A 22,484-nucleotide genomic window follows, 5' to 3' on the forward strand; every position below is an offset into this window, starting at 1 on the left:
CTTGAATTGGCGCAGTTACTCCGCCAGGGTGGTGCGCCACAGGCTGGCTCTGCGGCTTTCCTGTTCCAGCCGGGTGAGTTCGGTGTCGTGCGCGGCCAATTCCTGGGTATCGGCCAGGATAACCCGTAACGGGGCATGCATACTGCTGTGCTGATGACCGAACTGGGCGGGTGCGGTCTCCACTTCCATGACCAGACTCTCCTGGCCACGTGTCATCCCGAGATATACCGCGCCCAGCAACTCGGCATCCAGCAACGCGCCGTGCAAGGTACGGCTGGTACTATCCACGGCGTAGCGCCTGCACAGAGCGTCAAGATTGTTTTTTTGACCAGGATGCAGGTCTTTAGCCAGCTTGAGGGTGTCGGTAACGGCCGGGCAGTATTCGACCAGGGGCGGGCGATCGAGGCGCTGCAATTCAGCATTGAGGAAGCCCATATCGAACGGCGCATTGTGGATCACCAACTCGGCCCCGCGCAAAAATGCAATCAGCTCATCCACGATATCGGCAAAGCGCGGTTTGTCCTGCAGGAATTCGCTGGTCAGGCCGTGCACTTGTTGCGCGCCCGCGTCGATGTCGCGTTCCGGATTAAGATACCGATGAAAACGGTTGCCAGTCAGGCGCCGGTTGACCATCTCCACTCCGGCCACTTCGATAATACGATGCCCTTGCCTGGGGTCGAGTCCGGTAGTTTCAGTATCGAGAAAAATTTGTCGCAAGGCCGGTTCTCCCCTGTTTTTATGGTTACTGTACTGACAGTACACCCTGATTGGCGAGCGCATCAGCGCGCTCGTTGCCGGGATGCCCGTTATGACCTTTTACCCACAGCCAGTCTACCTGATGCTGGCTGACCAGCTCATCCAGGCGCTGCCACAAGTCCACGTTTTTGACTGGCGTGTTGGCGCTGGTGCGCCAGCCGCGCCGTTTCCAGTTCGGCAGCCATTCAGTGATCCCCTTTAATACATATTGCGAATCGGTATGGATGCACACCCGGCTGCTGCGTTTCAAACTTTGTAATGCCTCGATAACAGCGGTTAATTCCATGCGGTTGTTGGTAGTCAGGCGCTCCCCGCCGACCAGTTCCTTGCGATGCTCTCCACTGACCAGCAATGCACCCCATCCGCCTACACCGGGGTTACCCTTGCACGCGCCATCCGAATAGATATTTATTACGGGCAAACCATGGTCATTCATTGGGGTGTTTCAACTTTCTATATTGATTCAGGTTCACCACATTACGCGCAGCCGGCGTCAGCGCTGCAGATTTAACGGCTGGCTCGCGCCAGTTGGGCATGATCAGGCGCATTCCCTGCACACGTTTGACGGCCTCGATGAAATAGACGCCACCGCCCATTGCCCACCAGCGATCCCCAGCCGCTTCCATAAATGCAAACCGCTGTAGCCATTTGGTCTGGCTAAAGGGCGGCGTGTAGCAACACATTCTGCCGCCCTGCGTTTCAAAACCCAGCAGGGATAACCAGTCCTTGAGACGCGGTAGCGTGATAAAACGCCCACACCACGGGAATCCGCCCTCACGCTGTTTCAGCCAGCGGCTGGCGCCCCACAGGCTGCGCGGATTGAAACCGCTGATGATCAAATGACCTTCCGGCATCAGGATGCGTTCCACCTCGCGCAATACCTGGTGTGGGTGCGCCGCAAATTCCAGCGTGTGCGGAATCACCACCAGATCCATCGACTGGCTGGCAAACGGCAGCAACTCCACATCCGCGCGTAGCGCCACTGTCCCGTCATACCCCACCCGGTAACGCTGCGGAATACGGCAGTTGCGCAGCAAATCGAACTCGGGGTGACCAATCTGCACAGCATTAAAGCCGAACACATTGGCTACCACGCTGTCAAAATAGGCACTCTCCCGCGCCAGCAGATGCTGGCCGAGTGGCGTTGCCAGCCATTCATCCAGAGAAGTACACATTTGCGCCATGCTATCCTGTTCAAATGCATTCTGATATTTATCTGGCACCGGTTCGCGCCTTTGCCGACAACTATATATGGGTAATCCATCGCGATGCCTGCGCTGTCGTGGTTGATCCCGGCGACGCGCGTCCGGTCATGCAGTTTTTGCGCGACAAGCAGTTACGGCTTGTCGCCATTTTAACCACTCACCACCATGCCGACCACACCGGCGGCAATCTGGCGCTGCTGGCACACTATCCTGTGCCTGTTTACGGTCCAGCCAGCGAGAATATTCCTGGTATCACCCGGCCGCTACGCGATGGAGATACGGTGTCGCTGCCGGAGCTGATGCTGGATTTGAGCGTGCTCGAGGTGCCTGGACACACCGCCGGCCACATCGCCTATTATGGTACAGCTAGCTTGCTGTGTGGCGATACACTATTTGCTGCGGGTTGCGGCAGGCTGTTTGAAGGCACGCCCGCACAGATGGCTGCCTCGCTTGCCCGGCTGGCACAACTGCCTGACGACACGGCTGTCTACTGTGCGCATGAATACACCCTCGCCAATATCGCTTTTGCATTAAGCGTGGATGGCAACAACCCGGCCTTGATCGAGCGCGCCCGCATCGAACAGGATAAGCGTGCAGCGGGTTTACCTACCTTGCCTAGCAGCATCGGCCTGGAAAAAGCGACCAACCCTTTTTTGCGCTGCCACGCAACTGCATTGCGTGAAGCGGCTGAATCCTGGGCAGGCAAATCATTACCGGACGACCTCGCCGTATTCGCAGCCTTGCGTGAAATGAAAAACGGGTTTCGCGCATAACATGCACCAAATCCGGGCGCCTTGACCCCCTCTACCCGCTCCGGTACCATCAGTCCCAGTTATGGATAAGTCCCCGGGCCTGAAAATTTTTCGCCATCCACTGTACCTTTGCTTACTGGCTTTGAGCCTGGCCGTGCCAGCACTCGCTGAAGCCGACGGCACAGTCGGTTCAGACACGGCGCAGAACATCGCAACCACTTCCGCCACCCCAGATACTCAACCCCCACCCGCCGCCACAAACCCAAGCCCGGTGCCGGTGACTGACAGCACGCTGAACGGTCCGGATGCCGCCCCTGCCAGCGGCTTGATCCGGGCCAGTTATGCCGCGCCGGACACAGTGGATGCGACTGACGCCCGCTCCCTGGATACGGGCGACTTGTGGCAACGCATACGCAACGGCTTCGCGCTCAAACAGCTGGATAGTCCGCTGGTTGCAACCCACGTCGACTGGTATGCCCAGCGCCCGGATTATCTGCGCCGCACGATAGCACGCAGCAAGCTGTATCTGTTCCACATTATGGAGGAGGTACAGAAACGCGGCATGCCCGCAGAAATCGCATTGCTGCCGATTGTGGAAAGCGCATTCAACCCCATGGCCTATTCGCGCAGCCATGCGTCGGGTATCTGGCAATTCATTCCTTCCACCGGCAAGGATTTCGGTCTCAAGCAAAACAGCTGGTACGACGGACGGCGCGACATCGTGGCAGCAACGGATGCCGCACTCGATTATCTGGACAAGCTGCATACCATGTTTGGCACCTGGAACCTGGCACTGGCCGCGTATAACTGCGGCGAGGGCTGCGTTTCCCGCGCCATCGCCAAAAACCAGGCGCAGGGTTTGCCCACCAATTACCTCAGCCTGAGCCTGCCCGCCGAAACCCGGCACTATGTCCCCAAGTTGATGGCGGTGAAAGAAATCATTTCCGATCCCGGCATGGTCGGGCTCAGCCTCGACAGCATTCCCAATCAGGCCTACTTCGTTTCAGTCAGCCTGCATCAGTCAATAGACGTGAAGCTGGCGGCCAAGCTGGCAGACATGCCAGTCAAGGAATTCAAATCGCTCAACCCGGCATTCACAAAACCCGTTGTCCGCTCGGATTCAGCCCAACCCATCCTGCTGCCTGTAGACAGGGCCGAAGCCTTCTCCGACAACCTTAAAAATTACGATCGCCCGCTGGTAAGCTGGCAGCTTTACCCGGCCAAAAAGGGTGAACGCGCGGTGGCCATCGCCAAAAAATTCGGCGTGACTGTGGCTTGGCTCAAGCAACATAATGAATTCAAACTCACCCGCAAAGGCAGGTTGGCAGCCAATTATTCCCTGATGCTGCCGCTTGGGAACAAGGTGGACACCGCGCTGGCCGCCGCACCCACGAAATCGCCAGCAGCCGTGCGCCATACGACACGCACAGTCAAGGTCAAACGTGGCGATACGCTCGCTGCACTGGCCAGGCATCATGGTGTCAGCATTGCCGAAATCAAACGCTGGAATCGCTTGCGTGGCGAGCATCTGCGGGCAGGCAGCCAGCTTATTGTTGCCGAAGCGGATAGCGTGGCACACCATAACGAGACTACGCACAAGGTGTCTGCGCACCACGCCAAAGCCAGGCACTACACGGTGAAACACGGCGACTCTCTGTCTGGTATTGCGAAAAAATTCGATGTTTCGGTGGAAGACATCCAGCACTGGAATAGCATCAAGCACCACACCGTAATCAAACCGGGTACCAGGCTGGTACTGAATTAGGTTTTTTCAGCAGGAATATTCATTCAAGGTATCTGATTCGCCAGATGGCACCACACCACCTGATGCGGACTGATTTCGGTCTGGCCCGGATATAGCCTTCCGCATACCTCCATGGCATGCGCACAGCGCGGATGAAAATGGCAGCCTGCCGGCGGTTGTGCAGGCGACGGCAAATCCCCGTGCAGCCGGATCACCGGTGGCCGTGGCCCCGTTATGACCGGCGCGGCAGAGAGTAAGGCCTGGGTATAAGGGTGGCGCGGACGCTCCAGTACGGTTTGGGTGTCGCCCATTTCCACAATACGTCCCAGATACATCACCGCGACGCGCTGCGCCAGATAGTCCACCACCGGCAGATTGTGGGTAATGAACAGGTAACTCAGCCCCAGCTCGTTTTGCAAATCTTTCAGCAGGTTGAGAATTTGCGCCTGCACGGACACATCCAGCGCGCTGGTGGGCTCGTCGCACACGATCAGCCGTGGACGCACCGCCAGCGCACGGGCGATAGCGATGCGCTGGCGCTGGCCACCGGAAAATTCATGCGGATAACGGTGCAGCGCAGTCTGCGCCAAGCCAACCTGGTCGAGCAATCGCGCCAGCGCTTTTCTGCGTGCCCCGGCGGCAGGCTCGACGCCCAGTGCCATCATGCCTTCTTCCAGTATCTCCACCACGCGCATACGCGGGTTGAGCGAACTGTACGGATCCTGAAAAACCATCTGGAATCCGCTGCGCTGTGCACGCAACCCGGCTGCACCGAGCCGGGTGAGCTCGCTGCCATTGAACAGCACACTGCCCGCAGTCGGTTTGACCAATTGAATAATGGCCTTGCCCACGGTGGTTTTACCGCAACCGGATTCGCCCACCAGCGCCAGCGTTTCGCCTACCCCGATATCCAGCGACAACCCATCCACTGCCTTGACTGCGCCGACCTGGCGTTGCAACAGACCGCTCCGAATCGGAAAATGCACTTGCAAATTACGCACGGCCAAAAGCGCTGTCGCTGCTTTGCTCACCGCAGCTTGCGTCACTGAAGCCGCGGGTATGGGCATGGCTGTGCCGCTGCCGGCGGGTGCCAGATGACAGCGCACTGCGTGTCCCTGTGCAAGCTGCGTCCACGCCGGTGCCTCGCGCTGGCAACGCTCAAAAGCAGCATCACAGCGCTGGGCAAAACGGCAGCCGGCGAACGCGCTGTCGAGCGCGGGTACCATGCCCGGTATGGTTTCCAGCGCACCGCCGCGCTGCCCCCTGCCCGGCAGCGCGGCAAACAGCTTGCGGCTATAGGGGTGAAACGGCGCGGCAAAAAACGCATCGCGTGGTGCGGTTTCCACCAGTTCACCGGCATACATCACGCCTACGCGATCCGCCATTTCCGCCACCACCCCCAGATCGTGGGTGATGAGCAACATGCCCATGCCGCGCTCCCGCTGTATGCTGCGCAGCAATTGCAACACCTGCGCCTGTATCGTCACATCCAGCGCGGTGGTGGGTTCGTCGGCAATGAGCAGGCGCGGATTGCCTGCCAGTGCAATGGCGATCATTACGCGCTGTTTCATCCCGCCGGATAACTGGAATGGATATTCGCTGATACGCCGCGCGGCATCCGGCAGACCAGCGGCATTGAGCAAGTGGATGGACTCGGCACGCAAGGCTGCGCCGCCAAGATTGCGATGGCGGCGCAGCGATTCGCCGACCTGCTCGCCGATGCTGAGCACCGGGTTGAGACTGGTCATCGGTTCCTGGAAGATCATGCCGATCGCACCACCGCGCACGGCACGCATGGACGCCTCGGGCAGTGCCAGCAAGTCGCGCCCTTCCAGAAAAACCATCCCGGCATCAATGCTGCCATGCTCCGGCAACAGACGCATGATGGACAATGCCGTCATGGATTTACCGCACCCGGATTCGCCCAGCAGCGCAAAGGTTTCATTGGCAGATACGCTGAAACTCACGCCATCCACAGCGCGCACGGCACCGATGCGGGTGCGCAGGCCGGTTATCTGCAACAACGGGGTGGGCTTCATTGCGTCCTCCCGCGCGGGTCGAACGCATCACGCACGCTGTCGGCGAACAGGTTGGCGGCCAGCACCAGCGCGAACATGAACACAAACGCCGCGCTGAGCTGCCACCACACGACCGGTTCGCGCGCCATTTCCAGGCGCGCCGAGTTGATCATGTTGCCCCAGCTGTACATGGCCGGATCCACCCCCACTCCCACGTAAGACAACACCGCCTCGGCCAGTACCAGACCGGAAAAATCCATGACCACGGTAATCAGCACCAGATGCTGCAGATTGGGCAGAATATGACGCGTGATAATGCGCCAGTGCGACACGCCAAACGCGGTGGCGGCCTGGATATATTCCTGTTCGCGCAGTTTCAGCGTCTCCCCGCGCAGCAGACGGCACAGCCCGGTCCAGCTGGTCACGCCGAGGATCAGGCACAGAAACAGCAGCCGAACATCGCTGCGCGCAGCCGAGGTGTCGAAGACGTCCGGGTGGGCTTCGATATATACCTGCATAATGAGCACCGCAGCCGCGATCAGCAGCACACCCGGAATGGAATTCAGCGTGGTGTAGAGATACTGGATCAGATCGTCCGCCCAGCCGCGGAAATAGCCCGCCACAATCCCCAATAACAGCGCGAATGGCAGCATCACCAAAGTCGTCAGCGTACCGATGACCAGGCCGGTACGTATGCTTTTCAGCGAACTGTACAGCACGTCCTGGCCCACTTTGTCGGTACCAAATACATGATAGCCGGCTGCCAGTTGAGCAATGGCCAGACCCAGCACCAGCAGCATGGCGCAGGTCATCAGCAGGGTGCGCCACGGAACCGCATTGCCGCCACGCAGCAGGCGAACAAGTGCCGCAGTCAGGCCTCCAGCCTGGTGGCGTGCCAGCAAAGCGGCCAGCAGCAAAGCAAGAAGCGCCGTCAATGCCAGCCCCTCGATCAGGCCCAATGCGATCCGCTGCACAATGTCGCGCGTCCACTGCGTGTACGGATCAGCCAGCCGCGCGCCGCCATATTTCAGGCGCGGATAAATACGCAGCGTGCTGCCATTGGCCAGCGCGATGGTTTCCCTGGCATAAAGATGCGTCGCCAGCGGTGCCGAGTAGGTTTTCTCCTTGTGCGTGCGCAGATCGGGAAGCATGGCATCGAGTACGCTGAGCACCTCGACCCCGTATTGCACCGGCTGCCCGGCTTTCATCGCCAACGCGGGGCGGTAATGCAGCGAATCCAGCAACCCGATTACCACAAACACCGCCAGCACCACTGCCGCTGCCATGCCGGTGGGGTTGGTCAGTACACGCCGCCATGGCGCACGCAGATGGTCGTGACGGCGCACATACCAGGTGAATAGGCCTGCCCCGGCCAGCAGCAGGAATATCAGCGCATCCGTCCACAGCATGACCGGCTTGAACATCATTGCAGGCGCACCCTTGGGTCAGCCAGGGTGTAGGAAATGTCGGTCAGCAACAGCCCGATGATGTAGAGCGCCGAACCGATGAACACCATGGCGCGCACAATGGCAAAATCCTGCGACTGGATGGCGTCAATGGTGTAGCTGCCCAGACCCGGGATACCGAAAAATGACTCGGTAATCAGGCTGCCCATGAACAGCAGCGGCAACACCACCACCGCGCCGGTGAGGATGGGGATCATGCCGTTCTGCAACACATGGCGGAACAGCACGCGCCACTCGGACAGGCCCTTGGCACGCGCCGTACGCACGTAGTCCCTGGCGATTTCCTCGAGGAAAATAGTGCGGTACCAGCGCGCGCCGCCGCCTATTCCCGCAACGATGGAAACCAGCACCGGAAGAATGATGAAGCGCAGCCCGTCCATCCCGCCGCTGAAGCCTGAAATCGGCACCAGATGCCACAATTTGGCGATGAGATACTGACCGGCGATGATGTAGAACAACCCGGAAATGGACATCAGCACCACGCACAGCACCACCCCCCAGAAATCCAGATAGGTGGCACGGAAAAACACCATGAGCAAGGCAAAGGTGACGTTCACCAGCAGCCCGATGACAAACACCGGCACCGCAATCGCCAGGCTGGGGCCGGCGCGGGTCTTGATCTCATGCCAAATATCGCGCCCGTCGTCGGAGGTGCCGAAATCAAGCACGAACATGCGCGCGGATTTTTCGAAAAAAATGCTATGGGTGACTTTATTGATGCCCGGCGCGCTGGCGTCATAGAACAGCGGCGCATTGTAGCCGTGCTCCGCCTTCCAGTTGCTGATTGCCTGCGGTGTGACGCGTTTCATGCCCAGATGCATACGCGCCATATCATCTGGCGTATTGACAACGAAAAACAATGCGAAGGTCAGCAGGTTTACCCCGACCAGTATCGGGATGGCGTATAAAATGCGGCGCAGCAGATAGGCAATCATCGCGCCGCACTCCGTTCGCGCTGCCGCCACGCCCACAGCGCAGGCGCCAGCGCCGCGATCAGCGCCAGCAATAACAGCAGCAATGGCCACAGCACCGGCTGATTCCAGCGCTCACGCAATCTCTCGCGCAATTGTGGGTCAATGCGCCGGTATTTCAGCGTATTGTTGGCCATCACATTGGGCTTGCTGGGTGCGACCCAGGCATGGCTCAGGCTGAATGCCTTGGGAAAAAACCCGAACAGCCAGGGCGAGTCCGCGCGCACGATGTTCACCATGCGGTCGATGATGGCCTGCCGCTCGGCGCCGTTATCCAGGTATTTCATCTGGTCGAACAGGCGGTCATATTCCGGATTGCTGTAATTCGCTGCGTTCTCGCCGTTTTTGCCCACTTTCATGTTGGGTCCGTAGAGCAGAAACAGGAAGTTTTCCGGATCGGGATAATCCGCATTCCAGCCCCATTCGAAGAGCTGCTCGGTGCCACGCCGCATCTTGTCCTGAAAACGGTTGTAGTCGGTACTGCGCACCACCAGCTGGATATTCAGCCTGGCGAACTGTTTGCTCATCCAGTCCAGGCGCGATTTGGCATCCGGGCCGCTGGCGGCAGTATCGAAATACAATACCAGCGGGGCGCCGCTGTTGGCATCGCGCCCGTCCGGATAGCCGGCCTCGGCCAGCAAACGTCGCGCTTCCGCGATCGAGCGCCGCACAGGTTGACCATTGACCAGCCGGTACACCACCGGGTTCACCCCGGCCGCGCCGCCCACGTAGCCGAATATGCCCGGTGGAATCGGCCCTTGCGCAGGGATACCGCGCCCATTGGCAAAAATGGAGATGTATTCCTCATAGTCCACCGCAATGGCAATCGCCTGGCGTAATTTGCGGGCGCGCTCGCCGGATCCGCCCACCACCGAATCGAGCATGTTAAAGCCCATGTAGCTGCTCGATGGCCGTACCGCCGTGGTCAGCCGGATACCCTTGGCGCGCATCGCTGCAGATGGCTGCGGCACACCCCGGGCGTCGATCTGCACGGCCTGGTCAAAGCTATCCGAGCTGATGCCGGACGTATCATAGTAGCCCTGCAAAAACTTGTTCCAGTAGGGGATGGTTTCCTTTTCCAGGCTGAAAACCACCTTGTCAATAAACGGCAGCGGCTTGCCGGCATCCCTTAACAGGCCGGCGGCTGCGTCTCCCGGCTCACCCGTGCGCGGATAGGTCTCAGCGTGGAAATTCGGGTTTCTCTCCAGCACCATCTGGCGATTGGGATTGTTCCGGGTCAGCATGTACGCGCCCGTACCCACCGGGTACCAGTCCAGACTCAGGTTGCGGTCGGCCATGCCGGGTTGCGCGTAGAAGCGCTCCACTTCGGGCGGCACCGGCGCGAAAAACGGCATCGCCAGCCAATACAGGAATTGCGGGTATTTGCCGCGCAGTTTGATGCGGTAGGTGTAACGATCCACTATCTCCGCACCGGCCAGCGGATAACGCCGCAGATCAGGATATGCCCCGCGCGGCAGGCTGCGCGCTGCCTTCTCCAGACGCGCTGCATAGTCTTTCAGGCCGATGATGTATTCGGCCATCACCCCCAGAATGGGGGAATTGAGTTGCGGCGCGGCGAGTCGTTTGATCTCGTAAACATAATCTCCCGCCACCAGTTCGCGGGTGCCGGTGTGACGGAAATCGCTGAGTGTCTGGATGCCATGCCAGTCGCCTGGTCTCATGTCCTGATAGCGCAGCCTGCCCTGGGCATCGCGCGCAAAGGCCGGATGGGGCTGGTAGTAAATACCGGGTCGAATATGGATTTCGTATACGCTCTCGGCAATTGCAGAAACAGGCGCAGTGGCGGGCAGGGGCCTGCCTGCGGCGTCATAATAGGTCACCGTAGGCATTTGCGCTGCTGTCAGCGGGATGAGCGTATAAGGCCGTTTCAGGTAGTGGTACTGCAACGGTGGTTCATAAATCTGCGCGGTGAATTCCGCTTCATTGCTGGCATAGGAGCGTGCCGGATCGAGATGTTTGGGCCGCTCTTCGAATGAAGAATAGAGAATGTTGCCGCCGCGTTCGGCTGCCGGATAGGGGTCGTTCCAGGTGCCATTGCCACACGCGCTCAATAGCAAAGGCAGTATCAGCAGGGAAAATAGCCGAAAAAAATTCATATCGGGTGAGTTTAACCCAGCCTGCGTGAAGCGTCACGGCGCAAGCGGGTATAATGTTCGGGCTTTTCACTAAAGGAAAAACCATGGGATTTCTCAACGACAAACGCATTTTGATCACCGGTCTCATCAGCAACCGCTCCATCGCCTACGGTGTGGCTCAGGCGTGCAAACGCGAAGGTGCCGAGCTGGCCTTCACCTATCAGGGTGACAAGGTCAAGGACCGGGTGACGGAATTTGCCCAGGAATTCGGCAGCGAACTGGTGTTCCAGTGCGATGTGGCCAGCGATGAGGAAATCACCCAGCTATTTGCCGATCTCGGTCAACATTGGGACGGACTGGATGGGATTGTGCACTCGGTCGCCTTCGTGCCCAAGGCCGCGCTGGCCGGGGACTATCTGGAGTCGGTGACGCGCGAAAATTTTCACATCGCGCATGACATCAGCACCTACAGTTTTACCGCGCTGGCCAAGGCCGGCCTGCCGCTGATGCAGGGACGCCCCGCCGCTCTGCTTACTTTGTCCTATCTCGGTGCCATTCGCTCGGTGCCCCATTACAACGTCATGGGCCTGGCCAAGGCCAGCCTGGAATCCAGCGTCTATTACATGGCCCAGAGCCTCGGTCCGAAAGGTATTCGCGTCAATGCCATTTCGGCTGGCCCGATCAAGACCCTGGCGGCCAGCGGCATCGCGGATTTCGGCAAAATATTCAGCCACGTCGAGAAAAATTCCCCGCTACGGCGCAACGTGAGCATTGAGGAAGTCGGCAATGCCGCCGCCTTCCTGCTGAGTAACCTGGCGAGCGGAATTACCGGTGAAATCACCTACGTGGACGCCGGTTTCAACACCACCGCCGGCGCCGATATGGGGTAATCCCGGCTAAGCGCTGCGCACGGAAAATCGCCGGAATTGCCGGGTGACCTGGCGAGGCGGGCGGCGGGCGGAAAAGTTTTTGCAAGTATCCACGCACTGATGGCGGTTATTGCTGCACGTTTAACAACATTCGCTGTACGCGTGTCAGCAGCGCCTGCCTGTCCCCGGGCGACGCCATGCGCAAGGCGATGTCCCATTGTGGAAACAGATTCTGCTCTTCGCGGTGTTCATGTTTGGCCATCACGCCGGACAGAATCGCCAGGAATGGCGATACTTCCCAGGCTTGTACCGGTTCCTCGCCCGCAAACAGGGATTCGATATTCGCTGTCTGGGCAAGAATATCGTCATGCTCGTGCAGCATGGTGGCAATGGGGTCGGTATTAGGTATCTGGAAGCCGGGCGCCAGGATGTCATTCTCGACATGAATATGCCGTTCCAGCCTGGAAGCGAATTCAGTGATCAGCGGCGCCGCTTCGGCAATCCTGCCTGCATTCACAAGCTGGAGCGCCAAACCGAACAATTCGTCCAGGCGCTGGTGGTCAAGGGCGAGTATCTCCATCAGACCGCTGGGCGCGACATCCTCGCGATGGCGAATCAGCACCCGCCACTCGCCGGTTTCTTCTGCGCTGATCTGCCAGCTCAGAATATGGCGCAATTGCAGGTTCAGGCTTCGCAGCATCAATAACGGTTCCTGGCGGGTCAGCAAATGAATGGTTTCACCCCGTTGCAGATCCTTGACGGCAAGGAGCGCGGCGGTTTGCAGCCGGCTCGCCGCCACAGTGCATAAATCGATCATGGTTTCCCGTGTATTCATGACAGCAGTTCCGCCCTGATTCTTGTCCGCACACTATCCGGCAACCAACGCATCACAAATAGCTGCGACGGCTCCACCGAATCCAGGATATTTTTGATCAGCAGGCCAAGCTCGGTGTCGCCTTCCATGTACAGCCGTCGTCCGAAAAAAAGCGTGTCGGGGTCTTCCTCACGCAAGGCCAGCCTGAGAAAATCGCGCGCGCACGCGCCGATGGTCAAATCCGGCGTCGGGCTGAAGCGCCGCGCGACAAAGCCGCGACGATCGGTGCCGAGGAAAAACGCCAGCCTGGCGTCCGTCACCCGGATGCACACCGATTTGTTCCGCAACGGCAGCAGCCGCTCCGGCTGGATGCTGCGCCCCAGCATCCGATTCAGGCTCGCCGCCAGCAATACCGAATGCGGTGCAGGCGGCAGCAGCGCAAGCGCGTCGGCGATCGCCGCGGGTAAAACAGAATTTTGTTGTTTCATGTTGGCCGTCGCCTCACCCTTTCACCCCGTGCGGGGCACGAATTTGATCACCTGCTGCAATACTTCCGTATCCAGATGCGCCTGTGCCTGAAACTGGCCGGCATAGGCCAGTTCCTCCTGTTTTAACTCGTAGCAGTTTGCACCGCTGATATCCATCAGCAGCGCGGGCATGCCCGCCTGTTGAAAGGCGCGGTGGCGCTTGATGAAAAAGCTGCTGCAACACATGCCGATGTAAGCCGGGACATCGCGTGCTTTCATATCGGCAAGTGTCTCCACAAGATGTTCATAGTGGGTAACTGTGGTCACCTGCATGCCACGCTCCCGCGCCAGGCGATAAGCCTCCCCGACCTCGCACAGCCCGCATTCGGTGCAGCCGTCGCGCGAATGCCATTTGCACCAGGCCGGTTTTGCGCAGTACGGCACCAGCATGACACTTGCCTGGCTCAAAATCTGCCGCGCGCTTGCTGCCTGCGGGCTGTATACCATCAGGGCGTTAAGCTGCCTGCTGCTGAGCTGGACGTCACTGTGCAGGGATAGCTTGTCCAGCAGGATGTGTAATAGCCGCGCCACATCTTGCGCGCCAAATCCCAGCGTATCCGCGCCGTTCTCTCGAAAAAAATCCATGCTGCGCTGGTGCGTATGCGCTATCGGCAAACCTTGCAGCGCACGTTGTAATTTGCACAACAAATCGCCGGGATGTAGGCCGGGCTGCGCTGCCGCCCCTCGATCTTGATGGCGGCAATGCCGATGCGCATCAGTTCCGGCAACAGCTCCAGCGTGTTGAGGCTGGCCGGTTCCTCGATGGCGTAATAGGTTTCGCCGCCCACCTTGAAACGCCCCTTGCACAAGGTCGGGTAACCGGCATTTTCAGTATCGGCATAACGGTCTATCAATACGCCATTGAGCCGGGATTCCAGGCCCTGAGCGGTTTGTTTCCAGCGCACCGCCTTGGCGGGAGAACACACGCCGCAGGTGTTGGGCGATTCCCCGGTGACATAGGATGACAGCGCGCAGCGCCCTTCCACCATGACGCACAGGCTGCCGAAGCCGAACACCTCGATTTCCACCGAAGTATGTTTGCGCAGGTGTTCAGCCTGCGCCATGGAAAGGACGCGCGGCAGCACGGCGCGGCTGACACCGAACTGCTCCTGGTAAAAATTGATCGCCTCGTAGTTGGTCGCGGAACCCTGCACCGACAAATGCCGGCGCAGCTGCGGATGATGCTCTGCGGCGTATTGCATCAATCCCAGATCCGCCACAATGATCGCATCCACCCCCAGGCCGGCGGCCTGATCCACCGCGTCCTGCCAGCGTTGCCAATTCCCGGTTTGCGGGTAAGTGTTCAGCGCCACCAGGACTTTTGCTCCGGCTGAATGGGCAAAACGTATGCCCTCGCGGGCGGCGCTGGTGTCGAAATTCAGACCGGCGAAGTTGCGCGCGTTGGTACCGTCTCGGAAGCCGATGTAAACGCAATCAGCGCCGTTATCCACCGCAGCTTTCAATGCCGTCAAACTGCCTGCCGGACATACCAGGTCCAGCTTCGCTTCAGGCGACATGAGCCCATTCCTTTGCATAGTATTGATCCTGCGCGAACTGGCCCTGGCGGTGGTTGCGCCGCCGCAGTTCGGCTTCGATGCCGTTCAGCACATTCCATTTCTGTGAGCACCAGGCCGGCGCCAGCAGAATATCCTGCGCCGCCGTGCCGGTTACCCGGTGGAACACGATGTACTCCGGCGTGCGCTCGATCAGATCGGTGGCGATCGCAGGTAGTCGCCCATGCCGAGGGGCGAATATTCGCCGCGCCTCCACTGGTTCGCCAGTTGCGTGCCTTTCACCACGTGCAGCGGATGCAGCTTCAGGCCGTCCACGCCCAGCGCCAGTACCGTATCGAGGCTGCTGTGGTAGTGCGCATCGCTCTCGCCGGGCAAGCCGAGGATAAGGTGGGCGCACACCGGAATGCCGCGTCGTCTGGCGGCTACCACGGCGGTCCGGCATTCCGCCAGGCCGTGCCCGCGGTTGACGCGCGCGAGGGTTTCGTCAAAGGCGGATTGCAGCCCCAGTTCCAGCCACACTTCCAGCCCTTCCTCGCGGTAGCCGGCAAGCAGGTCAAGCACCGCATCCGGCACGCAATCCGGGCGCGTGCCCACCGCCAGGCCGATCACGTCCGGCTCGGACAGGGCTTCCCGATAGAGTGCGTCCAGCTGCTGCACGCTGGCGTAGGTGTTGGTGTAGGCCTGGAAGTAGGCAATGAAGCATCGCGCGCGGGTGCGCCTGGCAATTGCGCGCCGCCCGGAGGCAAGCTGGCTGGCAATGGAGGGCGCGTCGCGGCCATTGGGGCTGAACGCGAGGCATTATTGCAGAAAGTGCAGCCGCCGATGCCTTTGCTGCCGTCCCGGTTGGGACAGGTAAAACCGGCGTCGAGAGCAATCTTGTGCACCCGCTGGCCATGGCGCCGCAGCATGAACTGTCCGAAGGTGTGGATGTAGTCCGAAAGCGCCATAATCGTCAGCCTGCAAAGCTGGGCGTCGCATTCCTATCGGTAATTAATATATAAGGATACGTTAATCTGCGAGCAAGCTATCACAATAAAATTGTGGCGACAAGCGCGCCGAAGTGCCACCTTGACATGGATCAAGGCCAGCGTATACCGCGTCCGTTGGCATGGTAAAAATGGCCAGAATCGACCCCGATTTCTCCAAGTCGAAGCGCCGATGGCAAGCCCGGCCGACGAGACACATGCTGCTGCGCGGCTGCAGCTGGTGCGCTTATGAAAGCGCAGGCTTGCTGCCGTTAAGCAGATATTCCAGCAGTTCCCGCACTGGCCGGATGGCGGCGCCGAACGGCAGGCTTTCCGAGCCCCTGAAGAACAAGCCCTTGCCGATATCGCCGCGCAGGGCGGCGGCCAGCTGTGAATCGATGCAGAATTGTCCGGCCTTCGCGATGCCATCGCGCAGTCCGCACTGGGTCAGACAATGCAGCCCGGACGCGCAACGCTCCGGATGGCTTTTGGCATCCCCCTGCAGCTTGCTTTCCCGGCGCAGGTAATTTGCCAGCCATGGCGTCAGTACGGCGCGCGCAGGCAAGCCGGCAACGCTCATGAAAGTGACGATGTCTTCCGGCCTGGCCTCCGCCAGCACTTTTTTGAAATTGGGATGGGCGTCACTCTCCTCGGTAACCGCGAACGGTGTACCGAGCTGCACCGCGGCGGCGCCGAGTGCGAGCAGGTCGCGAATTTTTTCGTAGGTATTGATACCGCCGGCCGGGATCAGCGGGATCTGTTCGCGTTCGATGCCCATATCCTTGAACAACTGGAACACACTTTCCAGAACCCCGGGGAAATCGAAACGGGGATCGTTGATGTCCTCCGGCCTGGGGGCGCCAAGATGGCCACCGGCATAGCGCGGGTGCTCGATCACGATGGCGTCGGGCAGGCGCTTCTTGCGCATCCATTTCTTCAGCACGATGCCGATTCCACGCGCATCGGACAGGATGGGGATCAACGCCACCTCGGGAAAACCTTCGGCCAGTTCGGGCAGATCCAGCGGCAGACCGGCACCCATCACGACGGCCTGTGCCCCGCTCGCACACGCCTGGCGCACCAGTGCGGCATGCTCGGCCACCGCCTTCATCACGTTGACCGCCACCAGCCCCTCGCCACGCGCCGTGTCGAGAGCGGCTTTAATCTCCCGTTCCAGTGCCACCAGATTGAGTTTATCCAGCGCCGCCTTGTCCCGGCAATGCTTTCCCTGTGCCACCAGATCGGGGTGATGGTGGCGCAGGTCGATGCTGGCAATGGTGCCGACCGCGCCCAGCCGCGCCACCGCGCCCGCCAGCCGGTGCGCGGATACGCCCACGCCCATGCCGCCCTGCACGATGGGCAGCAAACGCCGGCCTTTAAGGTATAAGGGGGGCAAATCCGTCTCCAGCATATAGCCACCTCAAGACAACCGCCTCCCATGCAGGACAGGGTGGGAATTGGCGATCTTCATATCTGTGCAAAGCGCGTTATGCCGGAACCACAACATACCCATCGAAGGCTCCGGGTATCAGATCATGCTTAATCTTTTGCAGATCGTCCAGTTCCGCACCTTGCAGCATGGCAAGTCGGCGCCGAGCGGGCGAAACCTGGCACTGCGCCGGAGCTTCGCCCGACAGGATTTATTGCGGGGGTTTGTCCAGGCTTGCGCGACGGATCTCGATCTTGGCCTTGCTTTCCAGGCTGGTGAGATAGTCGGCAAAATCAACTTGCGCTGTCAATTGCGCAAGTTGATCTTGCACGGCCTTGACCTTGGCGGCATCTGCTGCTGGTGGAGGAATCACCCGGGTCACGCGTGCCAAGGTGTAGCTACCATCTGCGCCAACTGCACCGACATACGCAGGTAAATGCTGCGCATCAGCGCTAAATACAGGCTCAAGCAAATCCCTCGGTAAGGCAGTGGCCTGCTGCCGTGTAATCAGCTGGAATGCGCTCCATTGCACGCCGGGTTCCTTGCCCGCACGCAATTGCGCCAAATCCTGCTGGCCCTGTTTTTCGGCCAGCGCTATCGCCTGGGTGCGTTTGAGCTGCTGCTCAATGGCAGAGCGTACCGCATCCAGAGGTTGCAGCGCAGCGGGTTTGTATTCGAGCAGACGTGCCGACACCAATGTGTTGGGAGCAACTTCGATGGCTTCGGTATTGCGTTTGTTTTTCAGTACATCGTCAGAAAACAGCGCTTGCAGCATTTTTGGATTTGCCAGCAGGCTGCTGTCGCCTCCCTTACGGTTTAGCCAACCCGAGTCTGTCACTTGCAATTTAAGCGCATCGGCCACTGGCTTGAGACTGTCGGATTGTTCGTAAACTTGATTACTGAATGTTTCCGCCGCATCGGCAAAGCGTTTGCCGGCTTTCTGCGCCTGCAAATCGCGCACGATATCCGCCTCATCCAGACTGCGCGCGCGGGCAGGCCTGATGCCCGTCAATTCGATGATGTGGTAACCAAATTCACTCTGTACGGGCTGGCTGATGTCACCGCTACGCATTGCGAACACGGCATCTGCAAAAGGTTTAACCATTGCATTGCGCGGGAACCAGCCCAAATCGCCGCCCTGCAAGGCTGAACCCGTATCACTGGATTCATGTTTGGCGACTGCAGCAAAGCTGGCCGGGTCAGCTTTGACTTGCTGGTAAATGGCCTCGGCACGGGCTTTGGCCACAGCGCGTTTTTGGGCATCATCGCCGGGATTGACCGCAATCAGGATATGGCTGGCACGGCGCTGCTCGGGCTCGCTGTATTTGGCACTGTTCTGATCGTAATACTGCTTGACCTCGGCGTCGCTGATCTTAACCTGGCTGGCCAGCGCATCCTGCGCCAGCACCACATACTGGAAGCGCGCCTGTTCTGGCAAGGTGTAATCGGCCTTATGTGCGTTGTACCAGCTTTGCACATCCGCAGCACCCACCCGGGTCTGGCCCAGGAATTGTTCGGGCGTGAGCTTAATGGTGCTGATTTCGCGTTGCTGCTCATACGCCTGCAAAAAACGCGCGGCAACATTGGAGGGCACGATGGCTGAAGCCTGGAAAACCGAACGCACATCGTTAATCAACAATTCCTGGCGTAGCTGATTTTCAAACTCGCTGATGCTCATGCCTTGTTGGCGCAGCACCTGATCATAACGGGTTTGCGAGAACTGGCCGTTTTCCTGAAACGCGGGCAGGCTGGCAATAATCCTGGCCATTTCTGCGTCGCTGACCACCATGCCCGCTTTGCTGGCCGCATTGATAATCAGGCGCTGGTTGATGACGCCATCCAGAACCGATTTGCGAATTTTCGGATCATTAAACATGGCCGGATCATATGCTGCCCCCATGGATGCGCGCATTTCCTGCTGCTGCGCCTTGATGGCACGGTCGAATTCCTGGCGTGTCACCTTGTCGCCATTCACACTGGCAAGGACATCGCCATCGCCGCTCTTGTTAAAATAAGATTCCACTCCCCACAGCATGAAAGGAATGGTAATCAGCGCCAGAATGACTTTGGCGAGCCAGCCTTGTGCGCGTTCGCGAATTGCATCAAGCATAGTCGTTATGTATAGAGCTCAGGCAAACGAAAAAAGGCGAACTTGCGTTCGCCTTCCGTATTGGCGGAGTGGACGGGACTCGAACCCGCGACCCCCGGCGTGACAGGCCGGTATTCTAACCAACTGAACTACCACTCCAGATACCGGTGTTGTCATACTGGTGGTGGGTGCTGAGGGGTTCGAACCCCCGACATTCGCCTTGTAAGGGCGACGCTCTACCAACTGAGCTAAGCACCCGGAAAGGCGCTAGTTTACTGCATCTTTCAGCGCTTTTCCAGCGCGGAACTTGGGAACTTTGGCCGCTTTGATCTTGATTGCTGCGCCAGTACGCGGATTGCGGCCGGTGCGGGCAGCGCGTTTACCAACATAGAAAGAACCAAAACCAACCAGCGTTACCATATCACCTTTTTTCAGGGCAACTTTAACTGCATCAACAGCAGCATCCAATGCACGGCCTGCTGCTGCCTTGGAAATATCGGCAGATTCGGCGATAGCATCTATCAATTCGGATTTGTTCACGTGTGTCCCCTTTCTCGTAGAGTCAGCCACAGGAATACCCTGCATCCGCTTTATAGCAAGCCGGAAAAGCTTGTGTCAAGCGGCTTCCAGCAATTCCACATAAAAAACCGCCGCGTCGGGCGGCAATTCCCTGATCAGGCAAAAAAACTGCTAATGCTTGGTGACTACAGCCGCGACGTCAGCTTCAGCTGCTGCCACAGGTGTCCCCTCAACGGCAGGAATTGGCTCCCCAGGCAATGCTTCAGGCATCCGCTCCAGCGCCATTTTCAGCACCTGGTCTATCCACTTGACGGGCTGGATATCGAGCCTGTTCTTGATGTTTTCCGGAATCTCCACCAGGTCACGCACGTTTTCTTCAGGAATCAATACAGTCTTGATTCCGCCTCGATGTGCGGCCAGCAGTTTTTCTTTCAAGCCACCAATGGGCAGCACCTCGCCGCGCAGCGTGATCTCACCCGTCATTGCCACATCCGCGCGTACCGGAATGCCAGTCAGCACCGATACCATCGCGGTACAGATGCCTACACCGGCACTCGGTCCGTCTTTGGGTGTGGCACCCTCGGGCAAGTGGATGTGGATATCATTCTTCTGGTAAAAATCCTGCGGAATGCCCAATACTGCAGAGCGACTGCGCACCACCGACATCGCGGCCTGGATGGATTCCTGCATCACCTCGCCAAGCTGGCCGGTGGTGATCATTTTGCCCTTGCCAGGCAACAGTACGCTCTCGATGGTAAGCAGTTCACCGCCCACTTCCGTCCATGCCAGGCCGGTCACCTGGCCAATCTGGTTGTTCTTCTCGGCAACGCCATAGTTAAAGCGGCGCACACCCAGATACTTGTCCAGATTGCGGGCAGTCACGCTGATCTTGCTGGCTTTGCCCTGTTTCATGAGCAAGGCCTTGACGCCTTTGCGGCAGATTTTGGCGATATCGCGATCCAGGTTGCGCACCCCGGCTTCACGCGTGTAGTAACGCACGATGTCGCGCAACGCGCTCTCGGATATCACGAATTCTTCGGGCTTGAGGCCATTCGCCTTCATCTGCTTGGTCACCAGATAACGTTCGGCGATATTAACCTTTTCGTCCTCGGTATAGCCCGACAGACGGATGATTTCCATCCGGTCCAGCAGCGCGGCAGGAATGTTCAGGGTGTTCGCCGTGGCCACGAACATCACATCGGAGAGATCGAATTCCACCTCCACGTAGTGGTCTGCAAACGTATGGTTCTGCTCCGGATCCAGAACTTCGAGCAGCGCTGAAGAGGGATCGCCGCGGAAATCCTGCCCCATCTTGTCCACTTCGTCCAGCAGAAACAGTGGGTTACGGACACCGACTTTGCTCATGCTCTGCAGGATTTTGCCTGGCATGGAACCAATGTAGGTACGCCGGTGCCCGCGAATCTCGGACTCGTCGCGCACGCCGCCCAGCGCCATGCGGATAAACTTGCGGTTAGTGGCCTTGGCAATGGACTGCCCGAGCGAGGTCTTGCCCACTCCAGGCGGGCCCACCAGGCACAAGATCGGGCCTTTGAGCTTGTCCACACGCTGCTGCACCGCAAGGTACTCGACGATGCGTTCCTTTACCTTGTCCAGACCATAGTGATCGAGATCAAGTATCGTCTCTGCTTTTTTCAAGTCCTTGCTGATCTTGGTTTTTTTCTTCCAGGGCAATCCCACCAAGGTTTCAATGTAGCTGCGTACCACCGTCGCTTCCGCCGACATGGGCGACATCAGTTTGAGTTTTTTCAGTTCAGCCTCGGCCTTGGCGAGTCCTTCCTTGGACATGTGCGCTTCCTGGATGCGCTTCTCCAGGTCTTCGAGGTCGGCACCCTCTTCCATATCGCCGAGTTCTTTCTGGATCGCTTTGACCTGCTCATTCAGGTAATACTCGCGCTGGCTTTTTTCCATCTGGCGCTTGACGCGGCCACGGATGCGTTTTTCTACTTGCAGAATGTCAATTTCGCCTTCCATCAGGCTCATCAGATGTTCGAGACGGGCACGCACCGGAAACATTTCCAGGATTTCCTGTTTCTGTTCCAGCTTCAGCGGCAAGTGCGCTGCAATGGTATCCGCGAGGCGCCCGGCTTCGTCGATGCCAACCAGCGAGGTAAGTATTTCGGGTGGAATTTTTTTGTTGAGCTTCACATACTGGTCGAACTGCGCAACCAGCGCGCGGCGCATCGCCTCTGCCTCATTGTCGGCACTGGTGTCGTCGGCAGGCACCAGTTCGGCGTGCCCGACAAAATGGCTATCCACATCCGAATATTCGATCACCCTGGCGCGCTGATTACCCTCAACCAGCACTTTTACCGTGCCGTCCGGCAATTTGAGCATCTGCAATATCGTGGCAACAGTACCGATGGTGTACAAATCATCTGGCGAGGGCTCATCCTTGGCGGCAGATTTTTGTGCCACCAGCAGGATGTTCTTGCCCGATTCCATCGCAGTTTCCAGCGCCTTGATGGACTTTGGCCGTCCGACAAATAAAGGAATAACCATATGCGGGAACACAACAACATCTCGCAATGGTAAAAGCGGGAGCGTTAATTCTTCGGAATCTTGGAGTAAGGCCATGGTGGTGTTTAACCTTATGTCAGTGAAAATAGACCAGGACACCAAATGCGGGGCGGCTCATGCAAATTCAAGTCGCACCTGCACCGATGTGCCACAAGCGATTGAATCCAGGTGAAAACTTTTTTACTCGCGGGCGAACTTCAATATGCCCGCGA

At 58.7% G+C, this 22,484-nt stretch carries 20 protein-coding genes and 2 tRNA genes; 3 read left to right on the forward strand and 19 right to left on the reverse strand.

What is annotated here, in order from left to right; genetic code table 11:
• Window positions 1-15: 15 nt before the first annotated feature.
• Genes dnaQ through GZH91_RS09980 form a run of 3 tightly spaced genes read right to left on the reverse strand, consistent with a single transcriptional unit; the run spans window position 16 to window position 1,931 of the window.
• The gene (dnaQ, locus tag GZH91_RS09970) at window positions 16-717 is read right to left on the reverse strand and encodes a DNA polymerase III subunit epsilon (RefSeq protein ID WP_147072780.1); all 702 of its coding nucleotides are present in this window, start codon (window positions 715-717) and stop codon (window positions 16-18) included.
• Window positions 718-742: 25 nt separating this feature from the next.
• Entirely contained in the window at window positions 743-1,177 is a 435-nt protein-coding gene (gene rnhA / locus GZH91_RS09975; protein WP_232522174.1) for a ribonuclease HI, read from the reverse strand.
• 7 nt (window positions 1,178-1,184) lie between these two features.
• Window positions 1,185-1,931 carry a class I SAM-dependent methyltransferase gene (locus GZH91_RS09980; RefSeq protein WP_147072784.1) on the reverse strand — a complete coding sequence of 249 codons (747 nt, stop codon included), beginning with the start codon at window positions 1,929-1,931 and terminating at the stop codon, window positions 1,185-1,187.
• A 23-nt stretch (window positions 1,932-1,954) separates the two neighbouring features.
• On the opposite strand from GZH91_RS09980, the gene gloB reads away from it, so the two are divergent.
• Both gloB and GZH91_RS09990 read left to right on the forward strand, forming a co-directional pair.
• Window positions 1,955-2,734 carry a hydroxyacylglutathione hydrolase gene (gene gloB, locus GZH91_RS09985; RefSeq protein WP_147072786.1) on the forward strand — a complete coding sequence of 260 codons (780 nt, stop codon included), beginning with the start codon at window positions 1,955-1,957 and terminating at the stop codon, window positions 2,732-2,734.
• A 133-nt stretch (window positions 2,735-2,867) separates the two neighbouring features.
• Window positions 2,868-4,478 carry a LysM peptidoglycan-binding domain-containing protein gene (locus GZH91_RS09990; RefSeq protein WP_161984243.1) on the forward strand — a complete coding sequence of 537 codons (1,611 nt, stop codon included), beginning with the start codon at window positions 2,868-2,870 and terminating at the stop codon, window positions 4,476-4,478.
• A gap of 23 nt (window positions 4,479-4,501) precedes the next feature.
• Here the strand turns inward: GZH91_RS09990 and GZH91_RS09995 are convergent, their stop codons facing one another.
• Genes GZH91_RS09995 through GZH91_RS10010 form a run of 4 tightly spaced genes read right to left on the reverse strand, consistent with a single transcriptional unit; the run spans window position 4,502 to window position 11,029 of the window.
• Complete coding sequence (locus GZH91_RS09995) at window positions 4,502-6,496, reverse strand: ABC transporter ATP-binding protein (RefSeq protein ID WP_147072790.1); 1,995 nt, start codon at window positions 6,494-6,496, stop codon at window positions 4,502-4,504.
• The gene (locus GZH91_RS10000; RefSeq protein ID WP_147072792.1) at window positions 6,493-7,902 is read right to left on the reverse strand and encodes an ABC transporter permease; all 1,410 of its coding nucleotides are present in this window, start codon (window positions 7,900-7,902) and stop codon (window positions 6,493-6,495) included. The genes GZH91_RS09995 and GZH91_RS10000 overlap by 4 nt, the downstream gene beginning before the upstream one ends.
• Window positions 7,899-8,876 (reverse strand): ABC transporter permease, encoded by a 978-nt coding sequence (locus GZH91_RS10005; protein WP_147072795.1) that lies wholly within the window; start codon window positions 8,874-8,876, stop codon window positions 7,899-7,901. Before GZH91_RS10005 ends, GZH91_RS10000 begins: the two co-directional genes overlap by 4 nt.
• A complete protein-coding gene (locus GZH91_RS10010) occupies window positions 8,873-11,029 on the reverse strand; it encodes an ABC transporter substrate-binding protein (protein WP_147072797.1) in 2,157 nt (718 codons plus the stop codon). The genes GZH91_RS10005 and GZH91_RS10010 overlap by 4 nt, the downstream gene beginning before the upstream one ends.
• 83 nt (window positions 11,030-11,112) lie before the next feature.
• Between GZH91_RS10010 and fabI the strand changes: the two genes are divergently transcribed.
• Window positions 11,113-11,898, forward strand: a complete 786-nt coding sequence (fabI, locus tag GZH91_RS10015; RefSeq protein ID WP_147072798.1) for an enoyl-ACP reductase FabI — start codon at window positions 11,113-11,115, stop codon at window positions 11,896-11,898.
• Window positions 11,899-12,004: 106 nt separating this feature from the next.
• Here the strand turns inward: fabI and GZH91_RS10020 are convergent, their stop codons facing one another.
• The 12 genes from GZH91_RS10020 to lon form a co-directional block, all read right to left on the reverse strand.
• Complete coding sequence (locus GZH91_RS10020; RefSeq protein ID WP_147072800.1) at window positions 12,005-12,712, reverse strand: hemerythrin domain-containing protein; 708 nt, start codon at window positions 12,710-12,712, stop codon at window positions 12,005-12,007.
• Window positions 12,709-13,179 carry a ubiquinone anaerobic biosynthesis accessory factor UbiT gene (ubiT, locus tag GZH91_RS10025; protein WP_147072802.1) on the reverse strand — a complete coding sequence of 157 codons (471 nt, stop codon included), beginning with the start codon at window positions 13,177-13,179 and terminating at the stop codon, window positions 12,709-12,711. Before ubiT ends, GZH91_RS10020 begins: the two co-directional genes overlap by 4 nt.
• A gap of 21 nt (window positions 13,180-13,200) precedes the next feature.
• Window positions 13,201-13,803: a DUF116 domain-containing protein gene (locus GZH91_RS10030; protein WP_147072804.1), complete on the reverse strand. Its 603-nt coding sequence runs from the start codon at window positions 13,801-13,803 to the stop codon at window positions 13,201-13,203.
• Between the two features lie 20 nt (window positions 13,804-13,823).
• On the reverse strand, window positions 13,824-14,735 hold the full coding sequence (gene ubiU, locus GZH91_RS10035; RefSeq protein ID WP_147072806.1) for a ubiquinone anaerobic biosynthesis protein UbiU: 912 nt from the start codon (window positions 14,733-14,735) through the stop codon (window positions 13,824-13,826).
• The gene (locus tag GZH91_RS18070; RefSeq protein WP_223264543.1) at window positions 14,725-14,901 is read right to left on the reverse strand and encodes a hypothetical protein; all 177 of its coding nucleotides are present in this window, start codon (window positions 14,899-14,901) and stop codon (window positions 14,725-14,727) included. The genes ubiU and GZH91_RS18070 overlap by 11 nt, the downstream gene beginning before the upstream one ends.
• A gap of 23 nt (window positions 14,902-14,924) precedes the next feature.
• The gene (locus GZH91_RS18075; RefSeq protein ID WP_307723879.1) at window positions 14,925-15,491 is read right to left on the reverse strand and encodes a TIGR01212 family radical SAM protein; all 567 of its coding nucleotides are present in this window, start codon (window positions 15,489-15,491) and stop codon (window positions 14,925-14,927) included.
• Between the two features lie 453 nt (window positions 15,492-15,944).
• Complete coding sequence (locus tag GZH91_RS10045; protein WP_223264544.1) at window positions 15,945-17,093, reverse strand: NAD(P)H-dependent flavin oxidoreductase; 1,149 nt, start codon at window positions 17,091-17,093, stop codon at window positions 15,945-15,947.
• Between the two features lie 244 nt (window positions 17,094-17,337).
• Window positions 17,338-19,236: a SurA N-terminal domain-containing protein gene (locus GZH91_RS10050; protein WP_147072810.1), complete on the reverse strand. Its 1,899-nt coding sequence runs from the start codon at window positions 19,234-19,236 to the stop codon at window positions 17,338-17,340.
• A gap of 61 nt (window positions 19,237-19,297) precedes the next feature.
• Window positions 19,298-19,374: transfer RNA gene (locus tag GZH91_RS10055), tRNA-Asp, on the reverse strand.
• Between the two features lie 23 nt (window positions 19,375-19,397).
• Window positions 19,398-19,473, reverse strand: a tRNA-Val gene (locus GZH91_RS10060).
• Between the two features lie 9 nt (window positions 19,474-19,482).
• Complete coding sequence (locus GZH91_RS10065; RefSeq protein WP_147072812.1) at window positions 19,483-19,755, reverse strand: HU family DNA-binding protein; 273 nt, start codon at window positions 19,753-19,755, stop codon at window positions 19,483-19,485.
• Between the two features lie 150 nt (window positions 19,756-19,905).
• Entirely contained in the window at window positions 19,906-22,329 is a 2,424-nt protein-coding gene (gene lon, locus GZH91_RS10070; RefSeq protein WP_147072814.1) for an endopeptidase La, read from the reverse strand.
• Between the last annotated feature and the right edge of the window lie 155 nt (window positions 22,330-22,484).

Source organism: Sulfuriferula plumbiphila (genome assembly GCF_009938015.1).
Lineage (GTDB): Bacteria > Pseudomonadota > Gammaproteobacteria > Burkholderiales > Sulfuriferulaceae > Sulfuriferula > Sulfuriferula plumbiphila.

Coding starts and splice junctions, on each gene's coding strand:
- GZH91_RS10030 (WP_147072804.1), bottom strand. CDS start 13,803: ATGGATTTTTTTCGAGAGAACGGCGCGGATACGCTGGGATTTGGCGCG.
- GZH91_RS10010 (WP_147072797.1), bottom strand. CDS start 11,029: ATGAATTTTTTTCGGCTATTTTCCCTGCTGATACTGCCTTTGCTATTG.
- gloB (WP_147072786.1), top strand. CDS start 1,955: ATGCATTCTGATATTTATCTGGCACCGGTTCGCGCCTTTGCCGACAAC.
- GZH91_RS10020 (WP_147072800.1), bottom strand. CDS start 12,712: ATGAATACACGGGAAACCATGATCGATTTATGCACTGTGGCGGCGAGC.
- GZH91_RS09995 (WP_147072790.1), bottom strand. CDS start 6,496: ATGAAGCCCACCCCGTTGTTGCAGATAACCGGCCTGCGCACCCGCATC.
- GZH91_RS10005 (WP_147072795.1), bottom strand. CDS start 8,876: ATGATTGCCTATCTGCTGCGCCGCATTTTATACGCCATCCCGATACTG.
- ubiU (WP_147072806.1), bottom strand. CDS start 14,735: ATGTCGCCTGAAGCGAAGCTGGACCTGGTATGTCCGGCAGGCAGTTTG.
- ubiT (WP_147072802.1), bottom strand. CDS start 13,179: ATGAAACAACAAAATTCTGTTTTACCCGCGGCGATCGCCGACGCGCTT.
- GZH91_RS09980 (WP_147072784.1), bottom strand. CDS start 1,931: ATGTGTACTTCTCTGGATGAATGGCTGGCAACGCCACTCGGCCAGCAT.
- fabI (WP_147072798.1), top strand. CDS start 11,113: ATGGGATTTCTCAACGACAAACGCATTTTGATCACCGGTCTCATCAGC.
- GZH91_RS10050 (WP_147072810.1), bottom strand. CDS start 19,236: ATGCTTGATGCAATTCGCGAACGCGCACAAGGCTGGCTCGCCAAAGTC.
- lon (WP_147072814.1), bottom strand. CDS start 22,329: ATGGCCTTACTCCAAGATTCCGAAGAATTAACGCTCCCGCTTTTACCA.
- GZH91_RS10000 (WP_147072792.1), bottom strand. CDS start 7,902: ATGATGTTCAAGCCGGTCATGCTGTGGACGGATGCGCTGATATTCCTG.